Here is a 14905-nt window from a genome sequence, read left to right on the forward strand (position 1 = left end):
GCGAACGAACCGGCCAGCACAGCGGTCCGGCGCGCAGCGGCGGCGTGAGCAAGCAGATCGTGCGGCCGTACGGGGACACCACCGGTGACGGGATGGTGCAGGTGTCGTTCACCCTGCCGGTGTCGCACGACAAGCGGGCCGAGGGCGCGGCGGTGCAGTTGGCCAGCAAGATGGGCATCGACCCGGCGATGGTGGTGCACGCCAAGCCGATGGGCGACGGGTTCACGTTCTTCGTGGTGTACGGGCGGGTCAACCACCTGGTCGACCTGAACGCGGTGCAGGTGGTGGAACGTGACTTCGCCCTGTTGTCGGCGAAGGACGTCAACACGGTGATCAAGCAGCGGTTGCGGCGCAAGCTGTCGGTCGTCGGTGCGTGCATCGGCACCGACGCGCACACCGTCGGCATCGACGCGATCCTCAACGTCAAGGGCATCGCGGGGGAGAAGGGCCTGGAGTACTACCGGGAGTTGAAGGTCACCAACATGGGTGCGCAGGTCAGTGTGCCGGAGTTGGTGGAGATGGCCCGGGTGGAGAAGGCCGACGCGGTGCTGGTGTCGCAGGTCGTCACGCAACGCGACGCGCACCTGCACAACACCCGGGAGATGTCGGCGGCGTTCCGGGAGGCGATGCCGGCGGGCAAGCGGCCGCTGCTGATCGTCGGTGGTCCCCGGTTCGACGAGACGATGACCGACGAGTTGGGTGTGGACCGGATCTTCGGTCGGGGCACCACACCCGGCGAGGTGGCCAGTTACCTGGTGCACGCCCTGATCACGCAGCGGAAGGCGATGGCATGACCGACGCACGGCTCGGGTTGACGGTGACGCACCGGCGGTATGTGCCGTACTCGCACGCCCACTACGCGGGCAATCTGGTCGACGGGGCGTACGCCCTGGGGTTGTTCGGGGACGTGGCGACCGAGGTGTGCATCCGCACCGACGGGGACGAGGGGTTGTTCGCCGGGTACTCCGACGTGCGGTTCAGCGCGCCGATCCACGCCGGTGACGTGGTGGAGGTGACCGCGCGGGTGTCGCGGGTGGGCTCGCGCAGCCGCACCCTGGAGTTGGCCTGCGTGGTGGTGTGCCGGGGTCGCCCGGAGGTTTCCGAGTCGGCCGCGGAGGTCCTGGACCCGCCGATCGTGGCGGTCACCGCGACCGGCACCGTGGTCGTTCCCGCGTCGGCGTGAGTCGCGAGGAGTGAGCCGGGGTTGCGAGCCCCGCAGTCGCGAGCAGGAGGATCTGTGACCCTGGCGGTCTGCGCGGACGTCGGGTCCACGTACACCAAGGCGGCGGTGGTGGACCTGGCCGCCGGTGTGCTGGTGGGTGCGGCGTCGGCACCCACCACGGTCGGCACCGACGTGTTGCACGGCCTGGACGCGGCGGTCGCGGCGGCCACCGTCGGGCTGGGGGTCCGCGACGTGCCGTGGTACGTGTGCTCGTCGGCCGGTGGTGGGCTGCGGCTGGCCGTGATCGGCTACGAGCCGCTGGTCACCGCGCAGGCGGGCCGGCGGGTCGGGTTGTCCGCCGGTGCGCACGTGGTGCACGTGGCGGCGGGTCGGCTCGGCGCGGCGGACCTGACCGCGTTGCGCGCGGCCCGACCCGACGTGGTGCTGCTGGTCGGTGGCACCGACGGCGGGGACGCCGACACGGTCACCCACAACGCGACCCGGCTGGCCCGCGCCCGGTGGCGCAAACCCGTGGTGTACGCGGGCAACGCCGACGTCCGCGACGACCTCACCGCGCTGTTGGAGGCCGCCGGGGTGCCGGTGACCGGGGCGGAGAACGTCCTGCCGCGCATCGGGGTCCTCGCCCCGGCGTCGGCGCGCGCGGCGATCCGCGCGGTGTTCCTGCGGCACGTCATCGGCGGTAAGCGGCTGTCGCGGGGCACCCGGTTCGCCCGGCTGGTCCGCGCGGCCACCCCGGACGCGGTCCTCACCGGTGTGGAGGTCCTCGCCGACACCGTCGGCGGTGACCTCGCCGTGGTCGACGTGGGTGGGGCCACCACCGACGTGTACTCGGTGCTCACCCCCGACGAGCGGGCCACCGGGCCCGGTCGGGAGGTCGCTGGCACCCTCTGGCGGGCCCGGACCGTCGAGGGGGACCTGGGCATGCGGTGGAGCGCCCCCGGGGTGCTGCGCGCCGCCGTGGAGGAGCGGCTGCTCACCGCGGGCGACGCCGACGACCTGGCCGCCGACGCGGATCGTCGGGCCGCCGACCCGGCGTTCCTGGCCGTCGACGACGCGCAGCGGGCCGTGGACGCCCGGATCGCCACCCTCGCGGCGACGGTGGCGTTGCGGCGACACGCGCGGGGCGCCGCGACCGGTGAGCGTTCCGGGCGGGACCTGCGTGACGTGCGGTTACTGGTGGGTTCCGGTGGGGTGCTGCGGCACGCGCCGACGCCGGTGTCCGGGCAGGTGTTGGCGGCGGTCCTCACCGACCACGCCGGTGGGTGGGCGTTGCCGCGTGCCGCCGACGCGGTGGTCGACGCCGACTACGTGTTGGCCGCCGGAGGGCTCCTCGCCCAGGAGCATCGGGCGGCGGCGGGGGCACTGCTGCGTCACCATCTGCGGACACATTGAGACGCGCCGACCCGACACGCCGTGTCGCAACACACGACAGGCCGGGTGTGGGTTGACAACCGACGGGGGTCGGCACGTACCGTCTTTGAGTCCTACCACGGGAAGCGGCTGTTGTTCGCTTCGTCCCTTCGTCCGCTGGCCGAGCGACATGTTTCAGCATCATCGTCGCGGCGGCCAGGTCCAGCGGGCGGGGGTCGGCGGGGCGGCGCGAACCGGCCGCGGTTACCGGTGTATGGGCAGGGTGAGGTGCACGGCCAGTAGACAACGGCCCGGCGGGGGCAGCCAGTCCGCGTCCGGTCGGTCCGAAGGTCGTCGTGCCCCATCCTCGCCACACCGGCCGGGAAGGGCCTGGGAGCATCGGGGCGCGGCGTACGCCGCGCCCCGATTTCGTCCCCACCGCGTCCCGTGCCGCCTTCCGTGACCAGGTGACGAGAATTAGGTCGGCCGGTCCTTCCTCGACCTCTTCCTCATCACCTGATCATCGCGCCCCACCGCTCACCGCCGCCTGCCCGATGCGGCCGTCAGGACCGGCAGCCGGGTAACCTTCGCCCCGTGATCGAGGTGAAGCTGCGGTGACGATGCTGGAGCGGGACGAAACCCACGCGCCCACGGTGACCGGCGCGCCGGTCGTCGCCGGTCGACCGTTGCCGCTGCCCGTCGCCGCGCCCCTGGCGATCGCCGCCGGGCTGGCCCTGCTGGTGGCGTTCCCCCCGTACGGGGTGTGGCCGCTGGCCCCGGTCGGCGTGGCGTTGCTGGCCGCCGCCGCACACCGGCGGCGGTTGCGCGCCGGTGCCGGCCTGGGTTTCCTCACCGGGGTCGCGTTCTTCGCCCCGCTGCTGGCCTGGACGAACCTGCACACCGGCTACCTGCCGTGGGTGCTCCTGTCGCTGTTGCAGGCCGGCTACCTGGCGCTGCTCGGCGCGGCCACCGCCTGGGTGTCCCCGCTGGTCGACCGGGTCCGCTGGTCGTGGCCGGTGCTGACCGGGCTGCTGTGGGTCGGGCAGGAGGCGCTGCGTGACCGCACCCCGTTCGGTGGGTTCCCGTGGGGGCGGTTGGCGTTCAGCCAGGACACCTCCCCGCTGCTGCGCCTGGCCGCGCTGGGCGGCGCCCCGCTGGTGACGTTCGCGGTGGCGCTCCTCGGCGGGCTGCTCGTCACCGCCGTCTGGCGCGGATGGGCCGTCGCCCGTCGTCGTGCGCCGCAGGGCACCACCGCGCCCCCGCACAGCCCGCTGGACGCCGCGCCCGACCCCCAGACCGCCCCGCCGGGCGACCACCGCCCAGATGGCGCTACGGCGGCGCGGCGGTGGCGTCCGATTGTCGTACCGGCCGCCGTGGCCGTCGCGCTGACCGCCGGGGCGCTGCTCGTGCCCGTCGCCGCCGCCGGGTCCGGCGCCACGGTGACAGTGGCGATCGTGCAGGGCAACGTGCCGCGCCTGGGCCTGGACTTCAACGCCCAACGCCAGGCGGTGCTCAACAACCACGTCGACGCCACCCTCGAACTGGCCGCCCGGGTCGCCGCCGGCCAACAGGACCAACCCGACCTGGTGGTGTGGCCGGAGAACTCCAGCGACATCGACCCGCTGCGCAACCCCACCGCCGGGGCGCGGATATCCCAGGCCGCCGACACCGTCCGCGCGCCGATCCTGGTCGGCGCGGTGCTGCTCGGGCCGGGCGCCGGGCAGGTCCGCAACGCGGGCATCCTGTGGCGGCCCGGCACCGGCGCGGACCTGGACCAGCTGTACACCAAACGCCACCCGGTGCCGTTCGCCGAGTACGTGCCGCTGCGCGACGTGGCCCGCATGGTCAGCAAGCAGGTCGACCTGATCCGCAACGACTTCGTGCCCGGAAGCACCCCCGGCGTGGTACGCGTCGGCCCGGCCGTGCTGGGTGACGTGATCTGCTTCGAGGTCGCCTACGACGCTGTGGTCCGCGACACCGTCACCGGCGGCGCGCAACTGCTGGTCGTGCAGACCAACAACGCCACCTTCGACGTGGCGGAGGCCCGCCAGCAGCTGGCGATGGTCCGGTTGCGGGCCGTCGAGCACGGTCGGCCCGCGTTGATGGCCTCCACGGTCGGCGTGTCCGGGTTCGTGGCACCCGACGGGCGGGTAAGCGATGCCACCGGGTTCAACACCCGGGAGGTCGTGGTGCGGCAGCTGCGCCTCGACGACGGACGTACCCTCGCCACCCGGCTCGGTTGGTGGCCGGAGGTGGCGCTCGCCGCGTTGGCCGCGGCGGCCCTGGTCGGCGCCGCGACGGTGCGCCGGCGGCAGCGGATCATGCCCGGATAGCAACAGCCGGTACGCCGGCGGGAGCGGAGGAACCGTGATCCAGGCGACCGATACGATCCGACGCCCGGACGAGGTGCCCGGTGTGGGTCGGGTGCTGGTGGTGATCCCCACCTACAACGAGGCCGACAACATCGCGGCGATCGTGGGCCGGGTCCGGCGTGCCGCCCCGGCGGTGCGGATCCTCATCGCCGACGACAACAGCCCCGACGGCACCGGTGCGATCGCCGACGCCCTCGCCGACGGCGACGCCCACGTGCAGGTGATGCACCGGCACGGCAAGGAGGGGCTCGGCGCGGCGTACCTGGCCGGGTTCGGGTGGGCCCGGGAGCACGGCTACCAGGCGGTCGTGGAGATGGACGCCGACGGCTCCCACGCCCCGGAGGACCTGCCCGCCCTGCTGGACGCCGCCCGGGACGCCGACGTGGTGATCGGGTCACGGTGGACCAGCGGCGCCCGCGTGCTCAACTGGCCGTTGCGGCGGCTGCTGTTGTCGCGCGGCGGGAACCTGTACGCCCGGGTGGCGTTGGGCATGCCGGTCTCGGACGCCACCGGTGGTTACCGGGTGTACCGGATCAGCGCGTTGGACGCCATCGATCTGGAGTCGGTGACCTCCCAGGGGTACTCGTTCCAGGTGGAGCTGTCCCGGCTGGCGCATCAGGCCGGGGTGCGGATCGTGGAGGTGCCGATCACGTTCGCCGAGCGGGAACGCGGGGACAGCAAGATGAGCCCGAAGATCGTGGCCGAGGCGCTGTGGCGGATCACCGCCTGGGGTGTGCAGGACCGCCGCCAGGCGGTACGCCGTGGCCTGCACGGCACGGCCACCGGTCAGGCGCGGTGGCCGTGAGCGAGGTCGTGTCATGCTGGATGGGCGGGACACGCCCCTGGGTTTCGCGGGAATGGCGATGAGGTGAGATGCGCCGAGGACTGAGGTTCGTACCGTTGGCCCTGTTGCTGGCGGTGGTGCTGGAACTGGTGGTGTTCGTCGGTGTGGGGCGGGCACTGGGGTTCGGGGTGGCCGTGCTGCTGGTCTTCGCGGCGTCCCTGCTGGGGTTGGTGCTGCTGCGCCGCGAGGGCATGCGCGCCTGGCGTGGTTTCCGGTCCGCCGCGGCGGCCGGGCAGCCACCGGGCGGGCAGGTGACCGACGGGCTCGTCGGGTTGGCCGGAGCGTTGCTGCTCGCGGTGCCCGGTCTGGTCAGCGGCCTGGCCGGGTTGCTGCTGCTGGTGCCGCCGGTGCGGCGACTGGCCCGCGCCGGGGTGCGACGCGCCACCGAGCGGCGGGTGTCGTCGATGGTCGCCGGTGACCTGTTCGGGCCCCGCACGGTGCGGGTGCGCCAGGGTGCGCCGCAACCGACCCCGCGACCGGAGCAACCGGTGGTGGTCGACGGCGGCCGGGCCATCGAGGGCGAGATCGTGGAGCCGGGCCGCCACTGAGCACGAGAACGACGACGCCCCCGGGGTAACCCCGGGGGCGTCGTCGTCGTACGTCGTGCGGCTCAGGCGCGGCCGCGACGGGTCCGGACCTCCTGCAGGCGCTCCTCGAGGATGTCCTCCAGTTCGGCGATCGAACGCCGCTCCAGCAGCATGTCCCAGTGGGTACGCGGCGGCTTGGCCTTCTTCTGCTCCGGCTCGCTGCCGTCGACGAGTCGGGCGACGCTGCCGTCGAACTTGCACTCCCAGGTCGTCGGGACCTCGGCGTCGACGGCGAACGGCACCTCGAACTGGTGGCCCTTGGCGCAGAGGTACTCGCGGGTCTGACGCGGCGCGAGCTCCGTGTTGCGGTCGGATTCGTAGCTCACCGCGCCAAGGCGGCTTCCGCGCAGCATACGCTCGCCCATGATCGACTTCCCCTCGTTCGTGGTGCTGGTCTTCTGGGTGTAACGGTGTGTTCCCGTCGAGCCATTCCCGCCCGAGGGCGTGAGGCGTCCACGGGCGGACCGGGACCAAGGGTAACCGGCCCGGGCGGTCAGCCGGCCAGGTGATCCCGGGCAGGTCGCGACTGCGGCGTGTCCGCCGCCACCGGGGATGTTAACCGCCCGGACCCCGCGAAGGTTGCGCCGGCCCGCTCAGGCACTCGGCTCGCCCGTCGACGTCGGGCCCAGCCGGGCCAACGCCAACGCCAGATCACTGACCTGGTCACCGAGCTGCGCCACCCGCCGCTGGGCCAGGTCCCGATCGGTTTCGGCGGCGTCGAGTCGTACCGTCAGGGCGGTGGCCTGGCCCTCGGCGGTGGCCGTGGCCTGCCGGGCCGCGGCCAGGTCGGCGGTGAGCGTGTCCCGGTGCGCGACGGTCGCGGCCAGCTCGGCGCGCAGCCGAGCCGCGAGTTCGGCGGCCTCCTGCCGGGCGTCGTCGGCCTGCTGGGCGGCGACCACCGCGCGGTCGCGGGCCCGTTCGGCCTGCTCCCGCGCGCGGGCGGTGTCGGCCGCCTCGGCGCGGGTCCGCGCGGCGTCGGCGCGGGCCTGCTCGATCTGACGCCGCACGTCCTGCACCTCGGCCTGCCACCGCCCGGCCCGGTCGGTCGCCTCGGCGGCGGCCCGGGTGGCCCGTTCGGCGTCGGCGCGCGCCGCGTCGCGTTGCGCGGTCAGGTCGGTCACCCGTTGCCGCTCGGTGTCCCGCTCGGCCCGCAGGTCGCGCACCTCGGCGCGGGCCTGGTCCCGGTCGCGTTCCGCCTGGGCGCGCAACGCCTCGGCGGCGCTGACGTCGTGGCGTGCCTGGTCGCGGGCCGCCTCGGCGTGCTGGGCCCGTTCGTCGGCCGCGGTGGCCCGCCGCGTCGCCTGCTCGGCGCGCTGCCGGGCGTCGTCGGTGTCGGCGCGGGCCGCACGGGCCTGCTCGCGGGCGCGCGCCGCGTCGGCCGCCGCGGCTTCGGCGTCGTCGCGGGCCTCGTCGCGTTCGGTCTGCGCCGCCGCGACCTCGGCGGCGGCCTGCGCGAGTTGCCGCTGTACGCCCACCGGGGACAACTCGGCGTGCAGCGACTCGGTCAACGTCTCGACGATCTGGTCGAGGCGGTCCACGGCCTCCCAGGTGCGGGCCACCTGGCCGGGCAGGCCGGGGGCGTTGCGGTGGCGCATCCGACTGTTGCGTGACGCGCGCTGGCAGGCGCCGTCGTTGTCCCGGCAGTAGCGAAACGGTCGGCCCGCGCCGACTCGCTGCGGCACCGGCGCTCCACAGTGGGCGCACGGGCGGGTTTCGGTGGTGCTGGGCTGGGCGTCCATCGAGGGCGAAGTCTAGTGCCGGCCGTTCAGCTCGTCGTGCGGGCGGTGCCGTCCAGGGTGTAGCGGCGTTGCAGCAGCAGGGCCGCCAGCATCGCCACCGCCGGCAGCAACCCGAACCCGTAGCGGACCGCGGCGAGCGCCGCGTCCGGCTGGACCGGCGACTCACCGGCCGTCGAGGCCACGAAGCCACCGGCGGCCAGGCACAGGGCGTAGGCGTACGGGCCCAGGGCCGCGCCGGTGGCCTCGGTGGCCGTCCACACCCCGGTGTACGTGCCGGCGCCGGAGCCGGGGGCCGCGCGGATCACGTCGGGCAGCATCGAGAACGGCAGCAGTTGCATGCCGGCGAACGCCACCCCGAGCACCGCCACCGCGCCGATCAGCACCGGCAGGCCGGCCGGTCGACCCACCGCCAGCACCATCGACCCGAGGGCGAACGCGCCCTGCGCGCCGAGCAGCGCCCGTTGCTTGCCGACGCGGCGGGCCACCACCAGCCAGGCCGGGGTGACCAGCAGCGCGGGTGCGACGAACGCGGCCACCAGCACCGTGGTCAGGCCGGTTGCCCGCAGTTCGTACTCGGCGTAGTAGGGCACCCCGGCGAGCACCAGGTGGGTGGTGGTGGACATGGCCAGGTAGGCGGCGACGAGCCAGCGGAACTGCCGGTCGCGCAGCGCGGTGCGCAGTGCCCGCCATCCGCCATGCCCCGCCGGGGTGTGGTCCGCCGCCGATCCGCGTAGCCGGGTGATCCCGGCGACGCCGACCAGCATGGCCAGCAGCATCCCGACGGCGAGGAACACGCCCATCCGCTGGTACCCGGCGCGGGTCGCCGCGTCGCCGCCGGTGAGCAGCGGGGCGAGCAGGCCGGACACCAGGATGCCCAGGGTCAGCACGACCATCCGGAACGCCATCAGCCGGGTGCGTTCGTCGTAGCCGATGCGCAGGTCGGCCGGGGTGGCCAGGTAGGGGACCTGGTAGGCGGCGAAGAGCAGGTTGCCGACGACGAAGAACACCGCCACCCACACGGCGGCCGACGCGCCGGTCAAGCCACCGGGCACCGCGAACAGCGCGGCGAACGCCAGCGGCAGGGCGCAGCCGAGCAGCAGCAGGCGACGCCGGTCGCCGCGTCGGGTCTGCTCGACGTCGGCGCGGTGGCCCACCCAGGGGTGCAGCAGCACGTCGGCGACCTTCGGCAGCAGCAGCGCGATGCCGGCCAGCCACGGGTCGACGGCCAGCACGTCGGTGAGGAAGTAGAGCAGCAGCAGGCCGGGCACCGTCACCCAGACACCCATGCCGAGTGAGCCGGTCGCGAAGCCCGCCAGGGGGCCACGGGGAAGCGTCGCGTCGGTGGCGGCCGTGGACCGCCGGTCGAGCCCGGTCATCGCCGCATCCTCTCCGCAATCCAACGGTTGCTGGATTCTAGGGGCAGAATGGCGGCCATGACCATGCCCCGACGTCGTCCGGGTCGCCCGCGACGCGACGAGACCCGACCGACCCGCGAGGTGGTGCTCACCGCCGCGACCGCGCTGTTCGCCGAGCGTGGTTTCGACGCCGTCGGGCTGCGGGAGGTCGCCGCCGCCGCCGGGGTCGACGTCGCCACCGTCGCGCACCACACGGGTACGAAGGCAGCGCTCTACGACGCCTGCTTCGCCCGGGTCTTCGCCGCCGAGCGGGAGGTCCTGACCGACGCCGCCGAGCAGGCCCGCGCCGCCATCGACGGCGGGCCGGACGCGGCGCGGCGGGCCCTGCACGGGTTGGTCGACGTCTTCGTGGACTTCCTGGAGGACCGCCCGGAGACCACCGCGCTGTGGCTGCGTCGCTGGTTGGAGCCACAGCGGCACGCCGAGTTGGACCAGCGCTACGCCGACCCGTTGTACCGGTTGGTGGCCGAGTTGCTCAGCGCCGCGGCGGCGGCCGGCGCGCTGGTGGAGCCGACCCCGCATATCACCGTACGCAGCCTGGTGTGGGCCACCCACGGTCACGTGGTGGCGTTGGCCGCGGGCGCGCCGGGCGCCCGGGAACGGCGCGAGTTCCGGGCGTTCGTGCATCGGCTGCTCGACGGGCTGTACGGGTCGCCCACCCCTTGACGGGTCGCCGCCCGGCGACGATTATCCATCGGACGTTGGATTAGATGGGGGCGGCGATGGGCGTACCACCTCAGGTGGCGGTGATCGGCGCCGGCGCGGCCGGGCTCGCCGCGGTGAAGGCGTTGCGCGACGTCGACGCGTCGGTGGTCTGCTTCGAGGCCGCCGACCAGGTCGGCGGCCTCTGGGTGTACGGGGCACCGGACTCACCGGCGTACCGGACGTTGCACCTGAACACCAGCCGGGGCCGCACCCAGTTCGCCGACCATCCGATGCCCACCGACTGGCCCGACTACCCCGACCACACCCGGGTCGCCGGCTACCTGGCCGACTACGCCGACCGTTTCGGGTTGGGCGAGCACATCCGGCTGCGCCACACCGTCGAGCGGGTCACCCGCGATCCGGACGGCACCTGGACGGTGGCCGCGAGCGGGCCGGACGGGCCGGTGGAGGTCGGCGTCGACGCGGTGGTCGTCGCCAACGGACACAACCGGGTGCCCAAGCTGCCCGACCCGCCGTACCCGGGCACCTGCACCGCCGAACAGATGCACAGCCACGACTACCGGGGTCCGGAGCAGTTGGCCGGCCGACGGGTCCTCGTCGTCGGGGGCGGCAACTCCGCGATGGACATCGCGGTGGACGCCTCGTACGCCGCCACCCGCACGTTGTTGTCGCTGCGCCGGGGCGTCTGGGTGGTGCCGAAGTACCTGCTGGGCCGCCCCTCGGACACCCTCAACGGTGCGCTGGCCCGCCGGCTGCCGTGGCGGCTGCGGCAACGCATCAGCCAGACGATGCTGAGCACCACCGTCGGCAACCCCACCCGCTACGGGCTGCCCGCGCCGAGCCACGGCTTCCTGCAGGACCACCCGACCCTCTCCGACGGGCTGCTGTCCCGGCTGACCCACGGCGACGTCGAGGCCCGACCCGGGGTCGCCTCCATCGACGGTGACCGGGTCGAGTTCACCGACGGCCGCAGCGACACCGTCGACCTGATCATCTGGTGCACCGGCTACCGGGTGGCCGTCCCGTTCCTCGACCCGGCGCTGCTCGGCGACGGCGCGGACAGCCTGCCGCTGTACCGGCACGTGTTCCACCCCGACGCCCCCGGCCTGACCTTCGTCGGGCTGGTGCAGTCCACGGGGTCCGCGTTCCCCCTGGTCGAGGCGCAGGCCAAACTGGTCGCCGCGAACCTCGCCGGCCGGTACGCGTTGCCCGACCCGGATCGGCAGCGCGCCGCCTGCCGGGCCGAGCTGCGGGCCGCGACCGCCCGCTGGGGTCAACGCCGCCCGGCGATGCGCGTGGACTTCGACGTCTACCTGGCCGAGTTGACCCGGGAGTCGGCGGCCGGCGCGCGCCGAGCTGGGGCGGGGCGGTGACGAGCCGGTCCCTGGTCGGCAGACGGGTGCTGGTGACCGGGGCGAGCGGCACCTTCGGTCGCCATCTCGGGACGGCGCTGACCGCCGCCGGCGCCCGCGTGGTGGGGCTCGACCTGCACGCCCGCGCGGACGGCGACATGCCGGTGCTCGGCTGCGACCTGACCGACCCGGACGCCGTGGCACCGGCGGTGCGGGCCGCCGTCGACCGGCTCGGCGGGCTCGACCTGCTGATCAACAACGCCGGGGTGGGTGGCCCCGCCCCGGCCGAGTTGCCACCCGACGAGGTGGTCCACCGGCAACTGGAGGTCAACCTGCTCGCCGCGTGGCGGACCACCGCCGCCGCCCTGCCACCGCTGCTCGCCGCCCACGGACGGGTCATCTTCGTGGCCAGTCGGATGGCGGTGCTGCCCCTGCCGCTGGCCGCCGCGTACGGGGTCAGCAAGCGGGCCCTGGTGGCGTACGCCGACGCGCTGCGGCACGAGGTGGGCAGCCACGTCGGGGTCAGCGTCGTCTACCCGAGCATGGTCGCCTCCCCCATCCACGACAGCACCGCCGAGGCGGGGCTGTCGTTGCAGGGGGTGTCCCGCCCCGAGCCGGTGCAGGGGGTGGTCGCGGCGATCCTGCGTACCGCCGCCGCCCGTCGGGCACCCCGGGACGTGGCCACCACCGCCCGTGGGCGGCTGGAGATGGCCGTCGGCCGGCACGCGCCCGCGCTGGCCGACCGGCTGGTACGCCGTACCCTCGCCGCCCGGCTCGCCGCCGGTGACCTGGACTCCGCGCCGCTGGCCGCCGGGATGGTCCGTCGCCACCGGGAGCGGTGACCCTCGGGTCAGGGCGTGGCGATCGCCGCGCGGGACCGGTCGGTGGCGATCCGCACGGCCAGCGCGGCCAGAGCCGTCCCGGTCACCCACCGCTGCACCCGCAGCCACACCGGTCGGCGGGCGAAGAATCCCGCGAGGGAACCGGCGGTGAGCACGATCAACGCGTTCACGCTCAACGCGACAGCGATCTGGGTCAGACCGAGCAGCAGGCTCTGCGTGGCCAGGTGCCCGCGCGCCGGGTCGACGAACTGGGGCAGCAGCGACACGTAGAGGATGGCGATCTTCGGGTTCAGCAGGTTGGTGACCAGGCCCATGGTGAACAGCCGCCGGGGCGGGTCCGGTGGCAGCGGCGCGGGTCGGAACGGTGAGTGCCCGCCGGGGCGCAGCGTCCGCCAGGCCAACCAGAGCAGGTAGCCGGCACCGGCCAGCTTCACCACCGCGTACAGCGTCGGCACCAGGACGAACACGGCGGCCAGACCGGCGACCGCCGCGGCCAGGTAGACCCCGAAACCGGCGGCCACCCCGAGCAGCGAGACCAGCCCCGCCCGTCGGCCCTGCGCCACCGAGCGGGACACCAGGTAGACCATGTTCGGACCGGGGGTCAGCACCAGCCCCAACGCGACCAGCGCGATACCCAGCAGCGCACCCGAACCCACCATCGACGTCCCCCCGTCCGGTAGTCCCCACACCGACCGTAATCGGGACGAACATCCCGGCCGAGGGCCACCTCGCGGCCGGTGGCCTGCGGTTGCGCCCCTCGGCGGGAATGGTCACCGGGCCGGGTGCGCTGACCTCCTGCGGAGGCTCGTCGTTGCCCTCGGGCGGCGCGTTACCGTGACCAGGGGAGGTGCCGCAGGGTGACCGAAGCGTGGGAAGCGGCCGTGGAGGCGCAGATCCGGGGAGCCGTGCAACGCGGCGAGTTCGACGACCTGCCCGGCATGGGCAAGCCGATCCCCGGCCGGGGTACGCCGTACGACGAGTCCTGGTGGATCAAGAGCTTCCTGGAGCGCGAGGCGCTGCCCAGCGACCTGCTCCTGCCCACCCCGCTGCACCTGCGCCGACGCATCGAGCAGATCCCCGACGAGGTCCGCGACCTGCCCACCGAACAGTCCGTCCGCGACGTCGTCGGGCAGTTGAACGCGCAGATCGTGGCGTGGCTGCGCAACCCCGACGGCCCCCGGGTGGTGGTGCGCCCGGTGAACGTCGACGAGGTGCTCCGCCGCTGGCGCGCCGAACACACCCCGCCGAGCGTGTCGACGCCACCGACCGAGCGGGCCGTCGTCGCCCCGCCGCACCGGTCCCGCCGTACCTGGTGGCGGCTGCCGTGGCGGCGCCGGTCCCGCTGACCGCCTGGTCGGCCTCCGGCACACTGTGCGGATGGTGATCGAGTTGCGGGCGGCGGAGCTCGCGCTGCGGCCCTGGGTGGACGACGACCTGGACGCGCTGCGGGCGGCGTACCGGGACCCGGTGCTACGCCGGTGGACGCGGCTGCCGGTGACCAGCCCGGACGAGGGGCGGCAGTGGCTTTCGCGGACGCGACGGGACTGGGCCGACGGTCGCCGGTACAGCTTCGCCGTGCTGGAGGACCACGCGGACGGTCCACGGCTGGTGGCGAACGTGGTGCTCAAGGGCGTCACGCCGCAGCGCCCGGCTCCCGAGGTGGGCTACTGGACCGCGTCGTGGGCGCGCGGGCGCGGCGTCGCCCCGCGCGCGGTCACCGCGCTCAGCGGCTGGGCGTTCGACAGGTTTCCTGGGCTGACGCATCTGGACCTGCTGCACCAGGTGGACAACGTCGCGTCCTGCCGGGTGGCACAGAAGTGCGGCTTCGCCTACGAGGAGACGCTGCCCGCCCGGCCGCCGACCTTTCCGCTGGACGGGCACCGGCACGTGTTGCCGGTGCCCGTCCGTCAGCTCCATCCGGGGCGGATGCGGTAGCGCGCGGTCCGGCCCGTCAGTCCACGGCGGCACGCCAAACCCACGAGGTGCGCCGGGCCCGGCCGGGCAGCTCACCACGGCCGGTCAACCACAGCAGCACGTCCGGCACGGGCCCGTCCGGCGCGTCCGGGAAGAGTCGCCCCAGCACCAGCGTGCTCAGCCGCCGCGGTAGTTGCCACGGCACGCCCAGGCCGACCGTGATGTCGTGGGTGTGCAGCAGGGTCTCGGCCACCCCCATCGCCGCGAAGCCGGCCGGGTCGCACGGGCCCCAGTGCCAGGCCCGCGCGTCGGCCGGGGCAGCGTCGACGGCGGCGGCGAGCAACCCGGCGCAGGCGGTGACCACGGTGAGGGTCTGCGCGGGGCTGGCGTCGGGGGAGACCCGCAGGTCGTACGGAAGGTAGCCGTCGTCCGGGCGGCCGGTGACCTGGCCGGCGTACGCGAGCAGGTCGTGCGCCACGTGCGCCGCCGTGGTCCAGCAGCTCCAGGTCAACGTGCCGGCGGGCACCGACCAGTCGCGCTCGCGGTGCGGGTGCAGCACACGCGTCATCTCGTCGGCCGCCTGGAGCAGGTCGGCGCCGGTCACCGGTGACATCCGTCGACCCTCGCAGGTGCGCTCCGCG

Annotated in this window: 16 protein-coding genes; 11 read left to right on the plus strand and 5 right to left on the minus strand. The window is 74.3% G+C overall.

The window, feature by feature from the left end; genetic code table 11:
* The first annotated feature begins 44 nt into the window (after positions 1-44).
* The 6 genes from O7616_RS20515 to O7616_RS20540 all read left to right on the plus strand — a co-directional run bounded on the left by O7616_RS20515 (position 45) and on the right by O7616_RS20540 (position 6297).
* Positions 45-794 carry an OAM dimerization domain-containing protein gene (locus tag O7616_RS20515; RefSeq protein ID WP_282264900.1) on the plus strand — a complete coding sequence of 250 codons (750 nt, stop codon included), beginning with the start codon at positions 45-47 and terminating at the stop codon, positions 792-794.
* Positions 791-1183 (plus strand): hotdog domain-containing protein, encoded by a 393-nt coding sequence (locus O7616_RS20520; protein ID WP_282259556.1) that lies wholly within the window; start codon positions 791-793, stop codon positions 1181-1183. The genes O7616_RS20515 and O7616_RS20520 overlap by 4 nt, the downstream gene beginning before the upstream one ends.
* 54 nt (positions 1184-1237) lie before the next feature.
* Positions 1238-2575 (plus strand): glutamate mutase L, encoded by a 1338-nt coding sequence (locus tag O7616_RS20525; protein WP_282303478.1) that lies wholly within the window; start codon positions 1238-1240, stop codon positions 2573-2575.
* 578 nt (positions 2576-3153) lie between these two features.
* Positions 3154-4866, plus strand: a complete 1713-nt coding sequence (gene lnt, locus O7616_RS20530) for an apolipoprotein N-acyltransferase (protein WP_282307683.1) — start codon at positions 3154-3156, stop codon at positions 4864-4866.
* Positions 4867-4900: 34 nt separating this feature from the next.
* Positions 4901-5710: a polyprenol monophosphomannose synthase gene (locus tag O7616_RS20535; protein WP_282303479.1), complete on the plus strand. Its 810-nt coding sequence runs from the start codon at positions 4901-4903 to the stop codon at positions 5708-5710.
* 68 nt (positions 5711-5778) lie between these two features.
* Positions 5779-6297 (plus strand): FxsA family protein, encoded by a 519-nt coding sequence (locus tag O7616_RS20540; protein ID WP_282259550.1) that lies wholly within the window; start codon positions 5779-5781, stop codon positions 6295-6297.
* A gap of 62 nt (positions 6298-6359) precedes the next feature.
* Here O7616_RS20540 and O7616_RS20545 read toward each other — a convergent pair whose 3' ends face one another.
* From O7616_RS20545 to O7616_RS20555, 3 genes are all read right to left on the minus strand, one after another.
* Complete coding sequence (locus O7616_RS20545) at positions 6360-6701, minus strand: RNA polymerase-binding protein RbpA (protein WP_030327608.1); 342 nt, start codon at positions 6699-6701, stop codon at positions 6360-6362.
* Positions 6702-6929: 228 nt separating this feature from the next.
* On the minus strand, positions 6930-8075 hold the full coding sequence (locus O7616_RS20550; protein ID WP_282303480.1) for a hypothetical protein: 1146 nt from the start codon (positions 8073-8075) through the stop codon (positions 6930-6932).
* Positions 8076-8101: 26 nt separating this feature from the next.
* Positions 8102-9451, minus strand: coding sequence for an MFS transporter (locus tag O7616_RS20555; RefSeq protein WP_282303481.1), 1350 nt, complete (start codon positions 9449-9451; stop codon positions 8102-8104).
* Positions 9452-9508: 57 nt separating this feature from the next.
* Here O7616_RS20555 and O7616_RS20560 point away from each other — a divergent pair, with 57 nt between their 5' ends.
* The 3 genes from O7616_RS20560 to O7616_RS20570 are packed head-to-tail and all read left to right on the plus strand — an operon-like array spanning position 9509 to position 12350.
* Entirely contained in the window at positions 9509-10156 is a 648-nt protein-coding gene (locus tag O7616_RS20560; RefSeq protein ID WP_282303482.1) for a TetR/AcrR family transcriptional regulator, read from the plus strand.
* Between the two features lie 56 nt (positions 10157-10212).
* Entirely contained in the window at positions 10213-11529 is a 1317-nt protein-coding gene (locus O7616_RS20565; protein WP_282303483.1) for an NAD(P)-binding domain-containing protein, read from the plus strand.
* Entirely contained in the window at positions 11526-12350 is an 825-nt protein-coding gene (locus O7616_RS20570) for an SDR family NAD(P)-dependent oxidoreductase (RefSeq protein WP_282303484.1), read from the plus strand. Before O7616_RS20565 ends, O7616_RS20570 begins: the two co-directional genes overlap by 4 nt.
* Before the next feature lie 8 nt (positions 12351-12358).
* Here O7616_RS20570 and O7616_RS20575 read toward each other — a convergent pair whose 3' ends face one another.
* Positions 12359-13009, minus strand: coding sequence for a LysE family translocator (locus O7616_RS20575; RefSeq protein ID WP_282259541.1), 651 nt, complete (start codon positions 13007-13009; stop codon positions 12359-12361).
* A 198-nt stretch (positions 13010-13207) separates the two neighbouring features.
* Here O7616_RS20575 and O7616_RS20580 point away from each other — a divergent pair, with 198 nt between their 5' ends.
* Positions 13208-13696 carry a DUF1992 domain-containing protein gene (locus O7616_RS20580; protein WP_282303485.1) on the plus strand — a complete coding sequence of 163 codons (489 nt, stop codon included), beginning with the start codon at positions 13208-13210 and terminating at the stop codon, positions 13694-13696.
* A gap of 31 nt (positions 13697-13727) precedes the next feature.
* Positions 13728-14285 (plus strand): GNAT family N-acetyltransferase, encoded by a 558-nt coding sequence (locus tag O7616_RS20585; RefSeq protein ID WP_282303487.1) that lies wholly within the window; start codon positions 13728-13730, stop codon positions 14283-14285.
* A 16-nt stretch (positions 14286-14301) separates the two neighbouring features.
* On the opposite strand, the gene O7616_RS20590 is transcribed toward O7616_RS20585, so the two are convergent.
* A complete protein-coding gene (locus O7616_RS20590) occupies positions 14302-14877 on the minus strand; it encodes a maleylpyruvate isomerase N-terminal domain-containing protein (protein WP_282303488.1) in 576 nt (191 codons plus the stop codon).
* Positions 14878-14905 lie beyond the last annotated feature (28 nt).

The sequence above is a fragment of the Micromonospora sp. WMMD964 genome (assembly GCF_029581455.1).
Classification (GTDB): domain Bacteria; phylum Actinomycetota; class Actinomycetes; order Mycobacteriales; family Micromonosporaceae; genus Micromonospora.

Bases quoted from the DNA above. Each gene is read 5' to 3' on its own strand.
- O7616_RS20520 (WP_282259556.1), top strand. From the start codon at position 791: ATGACCGACGCACGGCTCGGGTTGACGGTGACGCACCGGCGGTATGTG.
- lnt (WP_282307683.1), top strand. From the start codon at position 3,154: ATGCTGGAGCGGGACGAAACCCACGCGCCCACGGTGACCGGCGCGCCG.
- O7616_RS20540 (WP_282259550.1), top strand. From the start codon at position 5,779: ATGCGCCGAGGACTGAGGTTCGTACCGTTGGCCCTGTTGCTGGCGGTG.
- O7616_RS20545 (WP_030327608.1), bottom strand. From the start codon at position 6,701: ATGGGCGAGCGTATGCTGCGCGGAAGCCGCCTTGGCGCGGTGAGCTAC.
- O7616_RS20550 (WP_282303480.1), bottom strand. From the start codon at position 8,075: ATGGACGCCCAGCCCAGCACCACCGAAACCCGCCCGTGCGCCCACTGT.
- O7616_RS20555 (WP_282303481.1), bottom strand. From the start codon at position 9,451: ATGACCGGGCTCGACCGGCGGTCCACGGCCGCCACCGACGCGACGCTT.
- O7616_RS20560 (WP_282303482.1), top strand. From the start codon at position 9,509: ATGACCATGCCCCGACGTCGTCCGGGTCGCCCGCGACGCGACGAGACC.
- O7616_RS20565 (WP_282303483.1), top strand. From the start codon at position 10,213: ATGGGCGTACCACCTCAGGTGGCGGTGATCGGCGCCGGCGCGGCCGGG.
- O7616_RS20575 (WP_282259541.1), bottom strand. From the start codon at position 13,009: ATGGTGGGTTCGGGTGCGCTGCTGGGTATCGCGCTGGTCGCGTTGGGG.
- O7616_RS20585 (WP_282303487.1), top strand. From the start codon at position 13,728: ATGGTGATCGAGTTGCGGGCGGCGGAGCTCGCGCTGCGGCCCTGGGTG.
- O7616_RS20590 (WP_282303488.1), bottom strand. From the start codon at position 14,877: ATGTCACCGGTGACCGGCGCCGACCTGCTCCAGGCGGCCGACGAGATG.